The organism is Pseudomonas sp. I3-I5, from assembly GCF_022699445.1.
GTDB lineage: Bacteria > Pseudomonadota > Gammaproteobacteria > Pseudomonadales > Pseudomonadaceae > Aquipseudomonas > Aquipseudomonas fulva.
Genome location: NZ_CP093940.1, coordinates 2,881,251 through 2,900,176, shown reverse-complemented (window position 1 = coordinate 2,900,176; position 18,926 = coordinate 2,881,251). Strand labels below are relative to the sequence as shown.

Sequence of the window (18,926 nt, the reverse complement as noted above, 5' to 3'; positions counted from 1 at the left end):
CCCACCCTCAGGTGACCCCTATGTTCAATCGGCAACTCAAAGCTACCTTGGCCGCCCGCGAAACCGAACTGGCCGCGCTTCGCCAGCGCCTCGACGTCTTGGAAAGCGGCGCATTCCTGCGCCTTGATGCACAACGTCGCGCCCTCGAATGCAGCTCGGCGTTCGCCACTGCCTTGGGCGTTTCGCCCGAAGAGGTGGTAGGGCAGCCACTCGGAAACTGGCTGGCCGCTCCGGCGCAGGAAAGCCAGGCGCTGCTGGAGGCCCTGTTGCGCTCCAGCGCCATCATCCAGTTCGACCTTGAGGGCAAGGTGGTGTCCGCCAACTCCAATTTCCTGACGGCGTTGGGTTACCGCCTGGACGAAGTGGTGGGACACCATCACCGCATGTTCTGCAGCCCTGATGAGGTCAAAGGCGAGGCCTATAGCAATTTTTGGCGCACGCTCAACGCAGGTCGCTACGTGACCGGGCGTTTCAAGCGCCTGGACCGCCACGGGCATGAGGTCTGGCTCGAGGCCAGCTATAACCCGGTCAGCGATGCCAGCGGCAAGCTGGTGAGGGTGGTCAAGTTCGCTTCCTTGGTGACCGACCAGGTGCAGCGTGAAGAGGCAGTCAAGCAAGCAGCGCAGGTGGCGCTTGAAGTGTCGCTGCAAACCGATGGCAGCGCCAGTGAAGGGGTCGTGGTCATGCAGGAAGTGGGGCAGTCCATGCAGGGGGTCGCGCGTCAACTGCAGTCGGCTGGCGATACCATCAGCGCGCTCGGCCAGCAATCGACGGTGATCAGCGCCATCGTCCAGACCATTGGCGCCATTGCATCGCAAACCAATCTGCTGGCGCTCAATGCGGCCATCGAGGCGGCGCGAGCAGGTGATCAGGGGCGTGGCTTTGCCGTGGTCGCCGACGAAGTACGCAAACTGGCCGGTCGCACCAGCGCAGCCACGGCGGAAATCGACGCGGTGGTGGCACGAAATCAGGCGTTGGTGACCCAGGCCGTGGGCGAAGTGCAAAGCAGCCGTGCCGAGGCAGCCAACGGCCTGCAGCTGGCTGACCATGCGGGGCATGTGATCAGCAGTATCCAGGAAGGTGCCAAGCGTGTGGTCGGCGCTGTCGAGCGGGTCAGCAAGGACCTGCGTTAGCATCCTGTAGGTTCGGGCGCAGGGGGCAGGCCAGGTCCAGGCGGTGCAGCAAGGATGCACGCAGTGCCTGCAGGTCGACCATGCGCTGCTCGATGAGCGCCAGTTTATCGCGCAACAGTGCTTCAACGGTTTGTGCCGGCTCGGTTGCGCTCCACAACTGCTGTACGTTACTGCCAATTTCGCTGAGGCTGAACCCAAGGTGCTGCGCCGTACGGATGAAGGCGACCAACTGCACGGTGTCATCGGCATAGTCCCGGTAACCGTTGGCCGAGCGCTGGGCCTTGATCAAACCCTTGGCCTCATAGAACCGCAGGGTATCGCGGCTGACCTCGCAGCAGGCGGCAAGTCGACCAATTCGCACGGTAATTTCCTTCTAAGGGTGCTTGACCCTGGAGCATACTCCAGGCTCTAGCCTGGGGCCTTCTTTACTTGAGGAAGGTGTAAGACGATGTGGAGCAAGCCCCACTACCGCAAGCTGGTGCGTATCAGTGGTTATTACGATTTGCTGATGACCATCGGTTTTGCGACCCCATGGACATTTGTCTGGTTGCACGGCTGGCTGGGTAATATGCACGCCTCACTGGGGCTTTACGGTGAATTGCCGGTGTTCGAGCCAATGCACCTGTTGATGGCCAACCTCATGGGCTCGATCGTCTGCGTGTGGGCGTGGCTGCGCATACGTCATCCTCAAGTGCGGTTCGGTCGTTATGATGCGGCCGGTCGCGTGCTGTTCAGTAGCTGGCAGCTGTATGCGCTGATGCACGGCGGCTCGGCGCTGATCTGGGGCATCTTGGTGATGGAGGTAGTGTGGGCGATCCTGCAACTGATGCCCGTCACCGGGCGCCGCCAGACGCTGTGTAGAACGCCCGCCGCCGCCTGACAGCGTGCCAACCCGACGCGCCCTGTGGATGAGCGCGTCGGGCCGGGACATGACTAACGCGCCGTGGGTGTCAGCGGCCCTCAGGCTGCAAGAACGCCGCCTCCAGCAGCTGCTGGGTATAGGGGTGCTGCGGGTCCTGAAAGATGGCCTGAGCATCCCCTTGCTCGACCACATGACCTTGCTTGATCACCATCAGCTGATGGCTCAGGGCCTTGACCACCGCCAGGTCGTGACTGATGAACAAGTAGGTGAGGTTGTATTTTTGCTGCAGGTTGCGCAGCAGCTCAACCACCTGGCGCTGCACCGTCCGGTCCAGCGCGGAGGTGGGTTCGTCCAGCAGGATCAGCGCCGGCTTGAGCACCAGGGCCCTGGCGATCGCGATGCGCTGGCGCTGCCCGCCTGAGAACTCATGGGGGTAGCGATGGCGCGTCTGTGGGTCCAGCCCGACCTCCTGCAGTGCTGCGATGATGGCTGCTTCCTGTTCCTGGGCAGTCCCGATACGGTGGATGCGCAGGCCTTCGCCCACGATCTCGGCCACGCTCATGCGGGGGCTGAGGCTGCCGAACGGGTCCTGGAATACCACCTGCATTTCCCGGCGCAGCGGACGCACGGCTTGCTGATTCAGCCCTTGCAGGTCTTTGCCGTGGAAGCGGATGCCGCCTTGGCTGCCGATCAAGCGCAGGATCGCCAGGCCCAGGGTCGACTTGCCTGAGCCCGACTCGCCCACAATGCCCAAGGTCTGCCCCTGGGGCAGGCTGAAATTGATACCGTCCACGGCTTTCACGTGGTCGACGGTGCTGCGCAGCAGGCCTTTCTTGATCGGGAACCACACTTTCAGGTCGTCCACCGCCAGCAGTGGCGAGCCGGGTGTGTTGTGAGCCGGCAAACCGCTGGGCTCGGCGTTGATCAGCATCTGCGTATACGGGTGCTGTGGGGCATCGAACAGCGTGGCGCAGTCGGCTTGTTCGACGATCTGCCCCTGCTGCATCACGCACACCCGGTGCGCGATTCGCCGTACCAAATTCAGGTCGTGGCTGATCAACAACAGGGCCATGCCCAGGCGCGCCTGCAGCGCCTTGAGCAGGTCGAGCACCTTGAGCTGTACGGTCACGTCCAGCGCGGTGGTCGGTTCATCTGCAATCAGCAGTTCTGGCTCGTTGGCCAACGCCATGGCGATCATCACACGTTGGCGTTGGCCGCCCGAGAGCTCGTGGGGTAGCGCCTTGAGGCGCTTGCGCGGCTCTGGGATACCCACCATCTCCAGCAACTCAAGGGTGCGAGCGGTGGCCTGCTTGCCGGTCAGCCCCTTGTGGATGAGCAGGATCTCGTTGATCTGCTTTTCGATGCAGTGCAGCGGATTGAGCGAGGTCATCGGCTCCTGGAAAATCATCGCGATGCGGTCGCCGCGAATGCGCTGCATGCTCTTTTCGTTCTGCTGCAGCAAGTCCTTGCCTTGGTAGCGGATGGTGCCACTGGGATGACGCGCCAGGGGATAGGGCAGCAAGCGCAGGATCGAGTGGGCAGTCACCGACTTGCCCGAACCGCTTTCTCCGACGAGCGCCAGCGTTTCACCCTTGCGGATGTCGAAGCTGATGCCGTCGACCACCCGGTTGGTGTGCTCGCCACTCACGAATTCGACGGCCAGGTCGCGCACTTCGATCAGGTTTTCTTCGCTCATGTCACTTCCTCGGGTCGAAGGCGTCGCGGGCGGACTCGCCGATGAATACCAGCAGGCTCAGCATCACGGCCAGCACGGCAAATGCGCTGATGCCAAGCCACGGCGCCTGCAGGTTGGATTTGCCCTGCGCAACCAACTCACCGAGCGACGGAGCGCCCGGAGGCAGGCCGAAGCCGAGGAAGTCCAACGCGGTCAGCGTGCCGATCGCGCCGGTGAGAATGAACGGCATGAACGTCATGGTCGAGATCATGGCATTGGGCAGGATATGCCGGTACATGATCGCGCCGTTGCGCATGCCCAGAGCGCGCGCGGCGCGCACGTACTCAAGGTTGCGTCCGCGCAGGAATTCGGCGCGGACCACGTCCACCAGGCTCATCCAGGAAAACAACAGCATGATGCCCAGCAACCACCAGAAATTGGGCTGCACGAAGCTGGCCAGGATGATCAGCAGGTAAAGCACCGGCAGGCCGGACCAGATTTCCAGGAAGCGTTGCCCGGCCAGGTCTACCCAGCCACCATAGAAACCCTGCAAGGCACCGGCGATCACGCCGATGATCGAGCTGAGCACGGTCAGGGTCAGGGCGAACAGTACCGAAATGCGAAACCCGTAGATTACCCGTGCCAGCACGTCGCGCCCTTGATCATCGGTGCCCAGCCAGTTATCGGATGAGGGCGGGGCGGGGGCGGGCACGCGCAGGTCGTAGTTGATGCTCTGGTAGCTGAAGGGTATGGGCGCCCACAGCACGAAGCTGTCTTTCTTGGCCAGCAGGTCACGCACGTAGGGGCTTTTGTAGTTGGCTTCCAGCGGGAACTCACCGCCAAAGGTGGTTTCCGGGTAGCGCTTGAAGGCAGGGAAGTACCACTGGCCGTCGTAATGCACGGCAATGGGCTTGTCATTGGCGATGAGCTCGGCGCCCAGGCTCAACCCGAACAGGATCAGGAACAGCCACAGCGACCACCAGCCACGGCGGTTGGCCTTGAAACGCTCGACGCGACGACGGTTCAGGGGGGACAAGGCCATGTCAGTGCTCCCGGCTGGCAAAGTCGATACGTGGATCGACCAAGGTGTAGGTCAGGTCGCCGATCAGTTTCACCACCAGCCCCAGGAGGGTGAAGATGAACAGGGTGCCGAAGACCACCGGGTAATCGCGGTTGATGGCCGCTTCGAAACTCATCAGGCCCAGCCCGTCGAGGCTGAAGATCACCTCGATCAGCAGCGAGCCTGTGAAGAAGATGCCGATGAAGGCCGAAGGAAAGCCGGCGATCACCAGCAGCATGGCATTACGGAACACGTGGCCATACAGCACCCGCGACCGGCTCAGGCCCTTGGCCTTGGCGGTGACCACGTACTGCTTGTTGATCTCGTCGAGAAAGCTGTTCTTGGTCAGCAGCGTCATGGTGGCGAAGTTGCCGATCACCAAGGCCGTGATCGGCAACACCAGGTGCCAGAAATAATCGAGGACCTTGCCTGTGGTGCTCAGCTCATCGAAGTTGTTGGAGGTCAGGCCGCGCAGTGGGAACCAGTCGAAATAGCTGCCGCCGGCGAACAGGACGATCAGCAAGATGGCGAACAGGAACGCCGGGATGGCATAGCCCACGATGATCGCCGAGCTGGTCCACACATCGAAGTGACTGCCGTGGCGAACCGCCTTGGCGATCCCCAGGGGGATCGAGATCAGGTACATGATCAGCGTGCTCCACAGCCCCAGTGAAATCGATACGGGCATCTTCTCCAGAATCAGGTCGATGACCTTGGCGTCACGGAAGAAACTGTCGCCAAAATCCAGCTGGGCGTAGTTCTTGACCATGATCCACAGGCGTTCGGGCGGCGATTTGTCGAAGCCGTACATGCGCTCGATCTCCGCCACCAGCGCAGGGTCCAGGCCCTGTGCACCCCGGTAGTTGGAGCCGGCCACCGACACCTCGGCACCGCCACCTGCGATCCGGCTGGTGGCGCCTTCGAAGCCTTCGAGCTTGGCGATCATCTGTTCCACCGGCCCGCCAGGTGCGGCCTGGACGATGATGAAGTTGATGATCAGGATGCCGAACAGTGTAGGGATGATCAGCAGCAGTCGCCGCAGGATATAGGCCAGCATGTCAGTTGGCCTCGCCAGCAGTGGCCTGGGTGGCCTTGGGCGTTGAGCCGGGCTTGATCCACCAGGTGTCGATGCCGATGTCGTACTTGGGCGGAACCTTGGGGTGACCGATGTGGTTCCAATAGGCCACGCGCCAGGTCTTGATGTGCCAGTTCGGGATCACGTAGTAGCCCCACAGCAATACCCGGTCCAGGGCACGGCAGTGGTCGATCAGGCTCTGACGCGACTCGGCGTTGATCAGGCCATCGACCAGTTGGTCGATGGCGGGGTCACGCAGGCCGATGAAATTGCGGCTCCCGGGGTTGTCGGCGGCCGCGCTGGACCAGAATTCCCTCTGTTCGTTGCCAGGAGAGTTGGACTGGGGGTAGCCGCCCACGATCATGTCGTAATCGCGCGAGCGCAGGCGGGTGATGTACTGGGACACATCGACCCGGCGGATGTTGAGTTCGATACCCAGGTCCGCGAGGTTGCGCTTGAACGGCAGCAAAATGCGTTCGAACTCGGTCTGGGCGAGCAGAAACTCGATGCTGACCGGCTGGCCGTTGGTGTCGACCATCTTGTCGTCGACGATTTTCCAGCCCGCCTCCTGCAGCAACTTGTAGGCTTGGCGCTGCTGCTCCCGGATCATGCCGCTGCCGTCGCTGACCGGGTTATGGAAGGCCTGGGTGAAGACCTGTTCTGGCACCTGGCTGCGCACCGGTTCGAGGATTTGAAGTTCGCCAGGGCCGGGTAGGCCGCGGGCCGCCATCTCGGAGTTCTCGAAGTAACTGCCGGTGCGTGTGTAGGCGCCGTTGAACAGCTGCTTGTTGGTCCATTCATAGTCCAGCAGCAGGCTCAGCGCCTTGCGCACGCGGATATCCTGGAATACCGGCCGGCGAATGTTGAAGATGAAGCCCTGCATGCCAGTAGGGTTGCCATTGGGCAGCTCCTCCTTGATCAGGCGGCCGTCGCGCACAGCAGGCACGTTGTAAGCCGTGGCCCAGTTCTTGGCGCTGACTTCCAGCGCATAATCGAAGGCGCCCGCCTTCAGTGCCTCCAACGCGACCGTGGTGTCGCGGTAGGCGTCGAAGGTCATGGCGTCGAAATTGTAGAAGCCACGGTTGATGGGCAAGTCCTTGGCCCAGTAGTCCTTGACCCGCTCATAACGGACCGAACGCCCGGCCTTGACCTCGGCCACCTTGTACGGGCCGCTGCCCAGTGGGATTTCCAGATTGCCGCGGTTGAAGTCGCGCTGGGCATACCAATGCTTGGGCAGCACGGGCAACTGGCCGAGGATCAGCGGCAGTTCACGGTTGCCCTTGTGCTTGAACTTGAACACGACCTTGAGCGGGTCTTCGGCGACCACCTCGGCCACGTCCGCATAGTATTGGCGGTACAGGGGAGCACCGTCCTTCATCAGCGCATTGAAGGTGAACACCACGTCTTCGGCACGCATGGGATGGCCATCGTGGAACCGCGCCTCGGGGCGCAGGTAGAAGCGCACCCAGCTGTTGTCAGGCGCCTTCTCGATCTGTCGAGCGACCAAGCCGTATTCGGTGAAAGGCTCGTCCAGGCTCTGGCGCATCAAGGTGTCGTAGATGATGCTGATGTTTTCGGCAGATACCCCTTTGTTGATGAAGGGGTTGAGGCTGTCGAACCCGCCAAAGCTGGACTGGCGGAAGGTGCCGCCCTTGGGGGCGTCCGGGTTCACGTAGTCGAAGTGCTTGAAATCCGCCGGGTACTTGGGCGGCTCGTCGTACAGCGTGAGTGCGTGCTGCGGCGCTGCCAGCGCGGGAAGGCTCAGGCAGGCCAGCAACAGGCTGCCAGCCAGCCGGCGCAAGGAATGCGTGGGCGTCATTGGGCTTTCTCCGAAGTCTTGATCCACCAGCTGTTCAGCCCGAGGGTATAGGGCGGCGTGGTGACGAAGCCGAACCGATTGCGGTAGGCCAGGCGGTGATTGTCGAGGTACCAGTTGGGAATCATGTAGTGCTGCCATGAGAGCACGCGGTCCAGCGCTCGCGCCGCTGCGACCTGATCATCGCGAGTGCGCGCCGCCAGCAAGGTGTCTAGCAGGTGATCGACCACGGGGTCGTCGACCCCGGCGTAGTTCTTGCTGCCCTTGATGGCCGCCTGGCTTGAATGGAAGTACAGCCACTGCTCGAGGCCCGGGCTCAGGGTCTGGTTCAGGGTCATCAGAATCATGTCGAAGTCAAACTGGTCCAGTCGCTGTTTGTACTGAGCGCGGTCCACGGTTCGCAAGCGCGCGTCTACACCGATGCTGGAGAGGTTTTCGACATACGGCTGCAGGATGCGTTCCAGGTTGGGGTTTACCAGTAGCACTTCCATGCGCAGCGGTTGGCCCTTGCTGTCGACCAGACGCTGGCCCTTGAGTGTCCACCCGGCCTCAGCCAGCAAAGCCAGGGCCTTGCGCAACGTCTGCCGGTCAATCCCGCGCCCGTCCGTACGGCTGACCTGGTAGGGTTCAGTGAACAGCTTGGCCGCGAGCTGGTCGCGAAACGGGGCCAGCAACAACCATTCCTTGCCTTGGGGCAGGCCAGCGGCCGCGAACTCGCTATTGGGGTAATAACTGGTCGAGCGCCGGTAGGCGCTGCTGAACAGGGCACGGTTGGTCCACTCGAAATCGAACATCAAGCCCAGTGCCTGGCGCACCCGTGGATCGCTGAAGGTGGCGCGACGGCTGTTCATGAACAGGCCCTGGGTCTGGGTAGGGATGCGGTGGGGGATCTGCGCCTTGATCACCTCGCCGCGTCGCACGGCGGGGAACGTGTAGCCGTTGGCCCAGTTCTTGGCCTGATGCTCGATGTAGATGTCGAACTCACCTGCCTTGAAGGCTTCGAAGGCAACGGTGGAGTCGCGGTAGAACTCGTACTCGACACGGTCGAAGTTGTACTTGCCTCGATTCACCGCCAGGTCTTTGCCCCAGTAGTTTTTGACGCGCTCGAACACCAGGCGCCGGCCTGGCTGTACCTGGGTCACCCGGTAAGGCCCACTGCCCAGCGGGGGTTCGAAGGTAGTGGCCTTGAAGTCGCGCGTACGCCAGTAATGCTGGGGCAGGACGGGCATTTCCCCAAGGCGCAGGATCAACAACGGGTTGCCGGCTCGCTTGAACACGAAGCGAATACGCAGCGGCCCGAGAATGTCCACCCGCTGCACTTCCTGCAGGTTGGTCCGGTAAAGCGGATGACCTTCCTTGAGCAGTGTGCGGAAGGAGAAGGCCACGTCTGCCGACGTGATGGGCTTGCCATCGTGCCAGCGGGCTTGCGGGCGCAGGTTGAACACTACCCAGCTGCGGTCCTGGCTGTATTCGACCGAGCGGGCAATCAACCCGTAACTGGAGGTCGGCTCATCGCCCGAGGGGTCGTACTGGCCGGTACCCACCATGAGGGTCTCGTTGAGTTCATTGACCCCATACTGTTGAAAGTTGGGCGTGCTCACCGGGCTCGTACCCTTGAAGGTATAGGGGTTGAGCGTGTCGAACGTACCGAAGGCCATCGCCCGCAACGTGCCACCTTTGGGGGCTTGCGGGTTGACCCAGTCGAAATGGGTGAACGAGGCCGGGTACTTGAGCGTGCCGAACTGCGCGTAACCGTGGCTTTCGCTCACGGTTGCGACTGCGGGAAAGCTCAAGGCCAGGCTGAGTGTAAGAAGGAGGGGACGTATCAAGTCGGCATCCGATCCAAAGGCATTGGGCTTTGATCGGGCTACAGTAACAGTTTGCACTGGCGCAGCAAGCGCCAAACGGCAAGAAAACACAGGTACGCGCACGCACAGGTGTCCGCTTGCCGCCTGGGGTCAGTGGCCGACGTAGACGGTCAGGGTCTGGCCGGGTTTGAGCGCATGGCCACTGCGCGGATTCCAGCGCTTGAGGTGGGTCATCTCGACATTGAAGCGTTTGGCCACCAGATACAGCGAATCGCCCTTGCGCACCTTGTATTGGGTTGTGCGTTTTGCCGAGCTGGCGACCCGGTTAGCGGCGCCACTGGAGGCTTTGCCGCCGCGCAAGGCTAGCACCTGGCCGGCGCGCAGGCTGCTGCCCGACAGGCGGTTCCAGCGCTTGATGTCCGCAATGGATACACGGTTGGCCTTGGCGATGGTCCCTAGGTTGTCACCACGCCTGACCTTGTAGCTGCGCGCGGCCACGGGCGCCTGGGCTTCGGCCACGGCGCGAGCGAAAGCGGCCTTGGGTGGCTGCAGGGTGACCAACTGCTCGGGGTTGAGGTTGGAGAGGCTGGCCGAGAGCAACTGCGCCTTGGCCGTGGGCACCAGCAACTGCTTCGGGCCATCGACCGTCATGCGCTTCTTGAAGGCTGGGTTCAGCTGGATGAGTTCGTCTTCGTCGATGTCGGCGAAAGCGGCCACCCGCGTCAGGTCGAGCCGGTCGTTGATCGCGACGGCCTCGAAGTAGGGCTCATTGGCGATCGGCGTCAGGTTCACGCCGTAGGCTTCAGGTGTGGAGACCACCTGTGACAAGGCCAGCAGCTTGGGCACGTAGTCGCGGGTTTCCTGAGGCAGTGGCAGGTTCCAGTAGTCGGTGGGCAAGCCCAGCTTCTCGTTGCGCTCCATCGCGCGGCTGACCGTGCCTTCGCCAGCATTGTAGGCCGCCAGTGCCAGCAGCCAGTCGCCGTTGAACATGTCGTGCAGGCGGGTCAGGTAGTCGAGCGCGGCGTTGGTCGAGGCGGTGACATCCCGACGGCCGTCATAGAAGTTGGTCTGGCGCAGGTTGAAGTGTCGACCGGTGGCTGGCATGAACTGCCACATGCCGGCTGCACTGGCGCGGGAGTACGCCATGGGGTTGTAGGCGCTCTCGATCGCCGGCAGCAGGGCCAGCTCCAGCGGCATGCCGCGCTCCTCGAGGCGTTCGACGATGTAGTGCAGGTAGAGGCTGCCGCGCTCCCCGGCGCTTTCGATGAACGTGGGGTTGCTGGCAAACCACAGGCGCTGTTGATCGATGCGCGGGTTGACGTCGCGGTACTCCTGGAGCACGAAGCCCTGGCGCATGCGTTCCCAGACATCCCGAGGCGCTTGCTCGACCGGCTTGACCAGCAATGGCGCCGGCCTTGGTTTGATTCGCGCTTGCTGGCTGTGCGCACGGACGCTATCGGCTTCGTCGAGCTGATGGGTGCTCTGGCAGCCCACCAAGGTGGCGGCCAGAGCGAGCGCACTGACCTGGGCCAGGCGCGTCAGCGCGACGGAATGAGAGGTTCTGCGGCTTCGGGAAGACATCGGCGGGCACAGGTATCCGGGCAAAAAATTTCGGCGATTCTAGGAACCGCTCCGGACCGGGTCAACCTTTGACCGCCACTTGCGATATATCTTGGGGTTATCAGAAGCTGTCTTTCCAAGACCTCAAGGCAGCAAAAACAGCGACATGCGAGGTGTTGGAATGTCCCTTCCATTCGTCTGCTTTTTGTTTAACAGATGTTTCAGCGGTGCGCAGGAAGGGGTTTGTCAGCCGTTCCAGACCAATGGTGGAGGGCAGTGTGATGCAGTTTTGCGCACGCAGCCGGGAGACCGTTTCGAAGCGCTTCACTACATCTTCATTGTCAGGTTCCACGGCCTTGGCAAAACGCAAATTGCTCAAGGTGTATTCATGTGCGCAGTAGACCTGGGTCTCGGCTGGCAGGGCTGCCAGGCGGGCCAGGGCCGGTTGCATCTGCTCGGCAGTGCCCTCGAACATGCGTCCGCATCCGGCTGCGAACAGGGTATCGCCACTGAACAGTACAGGCGTGGCCGCGCCAGCGTTGAAGAACGCGATGTGCCCCAGTGTATGGCCCGGCACGGCAAGCACCTCATAGACCTCACCCAGCACTGTGACCTGGTCGCCATCGTCCAGTGCCACATCCCTGCAAGGGATATCCTCGTTGGCTGGGCCGTGTACTTGCGCGCCCGTCAACGCCTTGAGCCGCGCCACACCGCCTACATGGTCGTTGTGATGGTGAGTGATGAGCATGTCGGTAAGCTGCCAACCAGGATGCGCGGCAAGCCACCGTTCCACCGGGCCGGCATCGCCAGGGTCGACCACCGCGCAGCGGCGTTTGGCAGTATCCTGTAACAACCAGATGTAATTGTCCGAGAAAGCGGGCAACGCTTCGATCTGTATCATGGTGGGAATCCGATTCGCCTTGCTTGGCACATGAAGGCATCTTAGCCGCGATGGCGCGGTGGGAGAACCTTTCGAGGAATTGCACAATGACCGACCAAGCCTTTGCCCAGGCCGACCCGGACTGGATCAAGCTGATCAGCCTGGCCCGTGAGTGGTTTCAGGGCCCGCTCGGCCAATTGATGCTGCACGAAGAACAGAAGCTGCTGGAGGAAGAGCTGGGGCGCTTCTTCGGTGGCTACCTGGTGCACTATGGCCCCTGCGCCGACGCCCCACCCAGTGCGCCGAAGGTCCAGCGCAACGTGCGCCTCGGCGCGCCGCTGCCGGGGGTGGAGATCGTCTGCGAGGAACAGGCCTGGCCGTTGAGCGAGCACGCGGCCGATGTGGTGGTGTTGCAACATGGGCTGGATTTCAGCCTGTCGCCCCACGGGCTGCTGCGTGAGGCCGCCAGCGCCGTGCGCCCAGGCGGTCATCTGCTGATCGTCGGAATCAATCCGTGGAGCAGTTGGGGGGTGCGTCACCTGTTTAGCCGTGGCGCTTTGCGCAAGGCCCGCTGCATCTCGCCATCGCGACTGGGTGACTGGCTCAACCTGCTGGGCTTTGCCTTGGAGAAACGCCGCTTCGGGTGCTATCGTCCGCCGCTTGCTTCGCCTGCCGGGCAGCAGCGCCTGGAAGGGTGGGAGCGCATGGCGGGCGGGTGGCAAAGCGCTGGCGGCGGTGTCTATGTGCTGGTGGCGCGCAAGATGGTCGTGGGCCTGCGGCCGCTGCGGCCCCAGCGTCGCGAGCCGATGGGCAAGTTGCTGCCGTTGCCATTGGCCAAGGTCAACCGCACCTCGTCGACCCCCGATCCCGATAAGCAGTGAATACGAGTGGTACATGAGCGATAGCGTCGAAATGTTTACCGATGGTGCCTGCAAGGGCAACCCTGGCCCCGGCGGCTGGGGTGTGCTGATGATTTTCAAAGGCGTTGAAAAAGAGTTGTGGGGGGGCGAGCGCGAGACCACCAACAACCGCATGGAGTTAATGGCCGCCATCCAGGGGCTGATGGCGCTCAAGCGTGAATGCGAGGTCGTGCTGACGACTGACTCGCAGTACGTGATGAAAGGCATCAACGAATGGATGGTCAACTGGAAAAAGCGTGGCTGGAAAACCGCGGCCAAGGAACCTGTGAAGAATGCCGACCTGTGGCAGTTACTCGACGAACAGGTCAACCGCCACAAGGTGACCTGGAAATGGGTCCGCGGCCACATTGGCCACCCCGGCAACGAGCGTGCGGACCAGCTGGCCAACCGTGGCGTGGACGAAGTGCGCGCCCGGGCATGACGCGCTGAACCCGATGCCAGGTGCGAAGGGGGCTCAGCGCTCGCCCTGCTGTTATACTGCGCACCTTTGTAAACGATGCAAGTTGGAGTCCCCCAAGTGGAGCAACAGCAAGACAAGCGGTTCGTTATCCTCGATACCGAAACCACGGGTATGCCGGTCAGCGAGGGGCACCGCATCATCGAGATTGGCTGCGTCGAGGTGGTCGGCAGGCGCCTGACAGGCAGGCATTTCCACGTCTACTTGCAGCCTGACCGCGAAAGTGACGAGGGCGCGATCAACGTCCACGGCATCACTGACGCCTTCCTGATTGGCAAGCCGCGCTTCGGCGACGTCGCCGAGGAGTTCTTCGCGTTCATCCAGGGCGCTACGCTGGTCATCCACAACGCGGCATTCGACGTCGGGTTCATCAACAACGAGTTCGCGCTGCTGGGCCAGCAGGACCGTGCTGACCTGTCCCAGCACTGCACCATTCTCGACACCTTGTTGCTGGCGCGGGCGCGTCATCCGGGGCAACGCAACAGCCTGGATGCCTTGTGCAAACGCTACGATATCGACAACTCGGGGCGCGAACTGCACGGCGCATTGCTCGACGCCGAGCTGCTGGCGGATGTCTACCTGGCAATGACCGGGGGGCAGACCAGCCTCTCGTTGGCAGGGCATGGCAGCGATTCGGACGAAAACGGGCAGGGTAGCGGAGGAGCTGACATTCGTCGCATCAGCGGTCGCGCGCCCGGCCGGGTCATTCTGGCCGCACCGGATGAGCTCGAAGCTCATGCCGAACGCCTTGCAGCGATTGCCAAGTCCGCTGGCGGCCCATCGCTCTGGCAGGCACTGGCTGAGCGGTCAGCGGACTAAAAAAGCGACGGCCTGCTGCTGGTCAATCAAGACCGCAAGCGGTCTCACCCTCATCGAGCAGTAACAGGCCAGTGCCTCTTCGTGTCACGGGATACGGATGATTTCGACACCGGTGCGGGCAAGCTCGAATCGATTTTCACCCAGGTAGTTGACGCGATCGCCGATGGCAAGGCGGTAGGTGGTGATAGGTGCGCCGGTCGTGCTGCCGTCGTGTTGCAGGGTAGATTCCTGAAACTCGTGCACGGGATAGATACGGCCTTCGGCGTCGCGGGCATGGAATTGGCCGACCATTACTGCTGCCATTTGGGTGGAACCCTCTGAATTGCGTAGGAAATGTCTGTAGCAGTAGACCTTCCAAGGGCAGGGGAAGTTTTCGCGGCCGGGAAAAAAAACCAAAGCAGCGCAAAACGGTCATCTATAACTACATCGTCCCTGAAAACATGAAGTTGGAGATTGCCATGACCCAGGTCTATTCGGTTGCCGTCGTCGTCGGTAGCCTGCGCAAGGATTCCTATAACCGCAAGGTGGCCCGCGCGCTGTCTGAGCTGGCGCCGTCGAGCCTGGCACTGAAGATCGTCGAGATCGGCGACTTACCCCTGTACAACGAAGACCTGGAAACCGATGCCCCGCCAGCTGCCTGGACACGCTTTCGGAACGACATCAAGGGCAGCGATGCGGTGCTCTTCGTCACGCCGGAGTACAACCGGACCATGCCAGGCTGCCTGAAGAATGCCATCGATGTGGGTTCAAGGCCTTACGGGCAAAGCGCGTGGGGCGGCAAGCCGGCAGCCGTGGCGAGTGTGTCTCCTGGTGCGATCGGCGGCTTCGGTGCCAACCATTCAGTGCGCCAGTCCCTGGTGTTCCTGGACATGCCATGCATGCAGATGCCGGAGGCCTACATTGGCGGCGCTGCCAGCCTGTTCGACGAGTCAGGCAAACTCAACGACAAGACCCGGCCGTTTTTGCAAGGCTTCATCGACAAGTTCGCGTCTTGGGTGAAGCTGAATCGCTCTGTATGACCGTGGCCTGAGCGGCACCACATTGTGCGGGCCAGTCGGCCCGCGCAATGTTTGTCAGCCAAGGGCTGCCCGATCGTGGCAGTCAGCGGAATGTGTAGGACACTCCCGCATAGACCGCAGCGCCTTCGCCCGGAGTGGAGCGGGCAATGTCCCGCCCTGCGTCATTGAAGCCTGGGGTTACGGTCGCTGCGTAGCGCTTGTTGGTCAGGTTGCGTAGATCCAGCCAGGTCTGCCAGTCACGCTGCGGCGAGTCCCAACCGAGACGGGCGCCGAGGGTGGCGTAATCGTCGACATGGTAGCTGTTGGCATAGTCCACTTGCACCTTGGACGCCATCTGCGTGTTGATCCCGGCGTAGAAGCCGCTGGGCCAGTCGAAGCGCAACTCGGCCTGATAGTAGTGCATGGGGATGCCCGGCAGGCGGTTGTCGCCGAATCTTTCGTCGTCGCGGTAATGGAAGTCACTGAAGGTGTAGGCCTGACGCAGGCTCATGCGACCCAGGCCTGACTGCTCCCAGAGCGTGCTGTCCAGCCCGGCCTCCACGCCCTGGTGCACCGTGGCGCTGGCATTGAATTCCGAGGTGAAGTTCGGCACCACCTCGACCGCGAGCAGTTCGTGGCGTACTTGGGCGTAGTACCAGGCAAGGTCCCACCGCCCGAATGCCGACTCGCCGCGCGCACCTACTTCCAGCGTGGTGGCTGTCTGGTTCTGCATTTCGATCGGTTGAATCTGCTTGCCGCCCACGCTTGGCGAGCTCCAGATCAGCGACCATGGGTGGGGCGGTTCCACCGAGCGGCTGAGGTTGCCGTACACCTGCAGGTCCGGGCGTGCGTCGTAGCGCAGTCCGATGCGCGGCGCATAATCCCAATCATGCATCGACACCTTGCCGCCTTCGGCGGGGTAGGTCACGTCGCTCTCGCGTCGCGTATAGATAGCGGCCAGCCCGGTTGTCAGCCACAGGTTCGGTATGAGCTCCAGGTCATTACCCAGATGCAACACGGTATCGGAGCCTTGATAGGTGAAGTCACGTGTCCGAGTGCCGATCACCTGGCCGTTGCGCGCAAATTGTGAGGCGCCGCTGTTGGGCAGGTGCTTGGTGGTGCGCCAGCCCACGGTCGTCTTGCTCTCACGGCCAAACACCGTGTCGCGCCGCTGATAGTTCAGCGTGCCACTGACGTCGGTGTAAGCCACCTTCAGGCGCATCGGGCCCTCGCGCAGGTCCATGGGGTAATCGTGGTAGACCAGGCCGGCTTCGACGCGGGCATCATCGTCGAGGTAGAACGTGGTCTTGCTGCCAACCCAGGTACTGCCCGGCTGCGGACGGCTGTCATCACGTGCCAGGTAGGCAGGGTTCGCCGAGGTAGGGTGATGCTTGATCTGGTCTTTGGTCAAACGTCCGGCCAGGTCGTTCTCCGTTTCCCGGTAGCGCAGGTACAGCCGTGTTTCAAGGTTGGGGTTGAAGCGATAGCCGACGTTGGCCGCGATGCCCTTGGCGCTGCCGCTGCTGTGCTGCTGGTAGCCGTCGTAGTGCGCATCGGTCAGCGCAACGTAGTAGTCAAGGTTACCGAGTACCTGGCCGGAGCTGATGTGGCGGCGCTGATAGCCACGGCTGCCGACTTCATAGCGCACGTGCAGGGGCGCTGCATCGTAGCCGGTGTGGGTGACGTAATTGATGGCACCGCCCAACGCCAGCGATCCCTGATCAAACCCGTTGGCACCGCGCAGCACTTCGGCGCGGTTGAGCCACAACGGCTCGAACAGCTCGTAGGGCGTGCCCCCGGGGCCGGTCAGCGGCAGGCCGTCGAACTGCGTGTAGACCCCTGAGCCGTGCGCGCCTGGGGCCCGGTTGAGGCCGGAGCCGCGAATCGACAACTTGATGCCGTCGTTGCCCGCCGACTGGGCGAACACCCCCGGCTGGTAGGCAAGGACATCCTGGTTGCTGGCCACACGGCCTTGACCCACCTTTTGCATGTCCACCAGGTTGGTGCCACCTGGGGCACTGCGCAGGCGCTGCGCTGCGGCCTCCAGGTCCCCTTGCGCCTGGTCGGTGATCAGCACCTGGCCAAGTTCGATCGGGCTTGCTGACCAGGCAGGCGGGCTCGCAATGATGGCGCCAAGCAGGCCAAGGCGGGGGGACAGCAACAAAACGCGACGCATCGTAGGGCTCCAGACGACCAGCAGTGAGGCAACAGCGGTATGACGTACGAACCCGCGCCCAGATCACCCACAGCAGGGTAAAAATGCTGACACTGCCCCAACGCTTCCACCCACACGCCAGATCGGGCGACCGATAGGCCTGAGGGCGAGTCCAGCATTTGCCAGGCACAAACAAAAACACCCCGCGTAAGCGGGGTGTCTGGGATTGCCAGGCGGGTTAGCCGATCAGGTACAAACCTGCATGCTGCACCAGGTCCAGCAGCGGCTGCGGGTACACACCCAGTACGAAGACGAGCAGGGCGACAGCCAGCAGCATGACGCCACCGGTGCGCTGTTCCCACTTCAACGGTGCGTCGTGACGGCGCAGGTTAGGCTCGACCAGGTACAGGGTGACCATCACACGCAGGTAGTAGTACACACCGATGGCACTACCGATGACCAGCGCGCCCACCAACCACCACAGCTGCGACTCGACACCGGTGGCAATGATGTAGAACTTGCCGATGAAACCAGCGGTGAGCGGGATACCGGCCAGCGACAGCATCATCACGGTCAGCACGGCGGTCAGGTAGGGGCGACGCCAGAACAGACCGCGGTACTCGTACAGCGCGTCAGCATCGCGGCCACCGTAGGGCGAGGACATCAAGGTGATGACACCGAATGCCCCAAGGCTTGTGAGCACGTAGGTGACCAGGTAGACGCCCATGGCCTCCAGCGCCAGGCCCTTGCTGGCCACCAGCGCGATCAGCAGGTAGCCGAAGTGGGCGATGGACGAGTAACCCAGCAGGCGCTTGAGGTTGCTCTGGGTCAGCGCCAGCAGGTTACCGACCAGGATCGACGCCACGGCGATGATGGCAAGCACCGTGCTCAGCACACCGCTGCTGGCGGCAGGGGAGAGCATGAACAGGCGGATGACCACCGCGAACACCGCAACCTTGCTGGCCGTGGCGAGGAACGCGGCGACCGGGGCCGGAGCACCTTCGTACACATCGGGCGTCCACAGGTGGAACGGTACCAGCGACAGTTTGAACGCCAGGCCGACCAACATCATGCCCAGACCCAGTTGAGCCAGCAGGCTCGGCATGCTGGTGGCAGCCAATGCCTTGCCCAACTGGTCGAAGGTCAAGCTGCCGGCGTCGGCGTACAGCAGCGCCATGCCGAACAGCAGGAAGGCAGAACCTGCTGCCGACAGCACCATGTACTTGATGCCGGCTTCAAGCGAGCGCTTGTTGAAGAACGCATACGCTACCAGGCCGTAGACCGGTACCGACAGCAACTCCAGGCCAATGAACAGGCCCGCCAGGTGGTTGGCGCTGACCAGCACCAGCCCGCCCAGTGCCGACATCAGCAGCAGCAGGTACAGCTCTTCGCGGTTGCCCGGGAAACCCTTGGCGCCTTCGCCCAGGTAGGCATGGGCGAGCGTTACGCATGCCAGGGTCGCGACCAACATGATTGCCATGTACAGGCAGGCGAACTTGTCGATGGTGATCAGCGACGTGACCGCCAGTGGCGCGACCTTCAATGCTGGCAGGATCGAAAGCAGGGCCAGGTTCAGCCCCACGGTGGACAGCAGGAACGTCTGCGAGTGATTGCGCTTCCAGGCGATCGCCAGCATCACCACCACCGTGGTGATGGTGGTGATCAGCATCGGCGCCAATGCGATGAAGTGTTGAGTGGTGAATTCCAT

At 62.4% G+C, this 18,926-nt stretch carries 17 protein-coding genes; 6 read left to right on the top strand and 11 right to left on the bottom strand.

The features are described from left to right. Positions 1–20: 20 nt before the first annotated feature. On the top strand, positions 21–1,133 hold the full coding sequence (locus MOP87_RS13010) for a PAS domain-containing methyl-accepting chemotaxis protein (protein WP_027916268.1): 1,113 nt from the start codon (positions 21–23) through the stop codon (positions 1,131–1,133). Here the strand turns inward: MOP87_RS13010 and MOP87_RS13005 are convergent. Next, on the bottom strand, positions 1,114–1,494 hold the full coding sequence (locus tag MOP87_RS13005) for a MerR family transcriptional regulator (protein WP_242809613.1): 381 nt from the start codon (positions 1,492–1,494) through the stop codon (positions 1,114–1,116). The genes MOP87_RS13010 and MOP87_RS13005 overlap by 20 nt on opposite strands. Positions 1,495–1,581: 87 nt before the next feature. Here MOP87_RS13005 and MOP87_RS13000 point away from each other — a divergent pair, with 87 nt between their 5' ends. Then, positions 1,582–2,013 carry a hypothetical protein gene (locus MOP87_RS13000; RefSeq protein WP_110606557.1) on the top strand — a complete coding sequence of 144 codons (432 nt, stop codon included), beginning with the start codon at positions 1,582–1,584 and terminating at the stop codon, positions 2,011–2,013. 70 nt (positions 2,014–2,083) lie between these two features. Here the strand turns inward: MOP87_RS13000 and MOP87_RS12995 are convergent, their stop codons facing one another. The 7 genes from MOP87_RS12995 to gloB form a co-directional block, all read right to left on the bottom strand. Continuing rightward, positions 2,084–3,691, bottom strand: coding sequence for an ABC transporter ATP-binding protein (locus tag MOP87_RS12995; protein ID WP_049695687.1), 1,608 nt, complete (start codon positions 3,689–3,691; stop codon positions 2,084–2,086). A gap of 1 nt (position 3,692) precedes the next feature. Next, positions 3,693–4,712: an ABC transporter permease gene (locus MOP87_RS12990; protein WP_236166047.1), complete on the bottom strand. Its 1,020-nt coding sequence runs from the start codon at positions 4,710–4,712 to the stop codon at positions 3,693–3,695. A 1-nt stretch (position 4,713) separates the two neighbouring features. Next, positions 4,714–5,787 (bottom strand): microcin C ABC transporter permease YejB, encoded by a 1,074-nt coding sequence (locus tag MOP87_RS12985; RefSeq protein ID WP_110606558.1) that lies wholly within the window; start codon positions 5,785–5,787, stop codon positions 4,714–4,716. A gap of 1 nt (position 5,788) precedes the next feature. Next, positions 5,789–7,624 carry an extracellular solute-binding protein gene (locus MOP87_RS12980; RefSeq protein ID WP_242809612.1) on the bottom strand — a complete coding sequence of 612 codons (1,836 nt, stop codon included), beginning with the start codon at positions 7,622–7,624 and terminating at the stop codon, positions 5,789–5,791. Further along, positions 7,621–9,450 (bottom strand): extracellular solute-binding protein, encoded by a 1,830-nt coding sequence (locus MOP87_RS12975; RefSeq protein ID WP_081783924.1) that lies wholly within the window; start codon positions 9,448–9,450, stop codon positions 7,621–7,623. Before MOP87_RS12975 ends, MOP87_RS12980 begins: the two co-directional genes overlap by 4 nt. A gap of 129 nt (positions 9,451–9,579) precedes the next feature. Then, entirely contained in the window at positions 9,580–11,010 is a 1,431-nt protein-coding gene (locus MOP87_RS12970) for a lytic transglycosylase domain-containing protein (protein WP_027916261.1), read from the bottom strand. 100 nt (positions 11,011–11,110) lie between these two features. Continuing rightward, a complete protein-coding gene (gloB, locus tag MOP87_RS12965) occupies positions 11,111–11,890 on the bottom strand; it encodes a hydroxyacylglutathione hydrolase (protein ID WP_088523606.1) in 780 nt (259 codons plus the stop codon). Positions 11,891–11,976: 86 nt separating this feature from the next. Between gloB and MOP87_RS12960 the strand changes: the two genes are divergently transcribed. The 3 genes from MOP87_RS12960 to dnaQ all read left to right on the top strand — a co-directional run bounded on the left by MOP87_RS12960 (position 11,977) and on the right by dnaQ (position 14,065). Continuing rightward, the gene (locus MOP87_RS12960) at positions 11,977–12,750 is read left to right on the top strand and encodes a class I SAM-dependent methyltransferase (RefSeq protein WP_242809611.1); all 774 of its coding nucleotides are present in this window, start codon (positions 11,977–11,979) and stop codon (positions 12,748–12,750) included. A gap of 13 nt (positions 12,751–12,763) precedes the next feature. Then, on the top strand, positions 12,764–13,210 hold the full coding sequence (rnhA, locus tag MOP87_RS12955) for a ribonuclease HI (protein WP_023534768.1): 447 nt from the start codon (positions 12,764–12,766) through the stop codon (positions 13,208–13,210). A gap of 96 nt (positions 13,211–13,306) precedes the next feature. Next, complete coding sequence (gene dnaQ, locus MOP87_RS12950) at positions 13,307–14,065, top strand: DNA polymerase III subunit epsilon (RefSeq protein WP_027916258.1); 759 nt, start codon at positions 13,307–13,309, stop codon at positions 14,063–14,065. Between the two features lie 84 nt (positions 14,066–14,149). On the opposite strand, the gene MOP87_RS12945 is transcribed toward dnaQ, so the two are convergent. Then, a complete protein-coding gene (locus MOP87_RS12945) occupies positions 14,150–14,368 on the bottom strand; it encodes a hypothetical protein (RefSeq protein ID WP_027916257.1) in 219 nt (72 codons plus the stop codon). Between the two features lie 155 nt (positions 14,369–14,523). Here MOP87_RS12945 and MOP87_RS12940 point away from each other — a divergent pair, with 155 nt between their 5' ends. Continuing rightward, on the top strand, positions 14,524–15,084 hold the full coding sequence (locus MOP87_RS12940) for an NAD(P)H-dependent oxidoreductase (RefSeq protein WP_023534853.1): 561 nt from the start codon (positions 14,524–14,526) through the stop codon (positions 15,082–15,084). A gap of 82 nt (positions 15,085–15,166) precedes the next feature. Here MOP87_RS12940 and MOP87_RS12935 read toward each other — a convergent pair whose 3' ends face one another. Further along, positions 15,167–17,239, bottom strand: a complete 2,073-nt coding sequence (locus MOP87_RS12935) for a TonB-dependent receptor (protein WP_242809609.1) — start codon at positions 17,237–17,239, stop codon at positions 15,167–15,169. Positions 17,240–17,456: 217 nt separating this feature from the next. Next, positions 17,457–18,926: an NADH-quinone oxidoreductase subunit NuoN gene (gene nuoN, locus MOP87_RS12930; RefSeq protein WP_023534778.1), complete on the bottom strand. Its 1,470-nt coding sequence runs from the start codon at positions 18,924–18,926 to the stop codon at positions 17,457–17,459.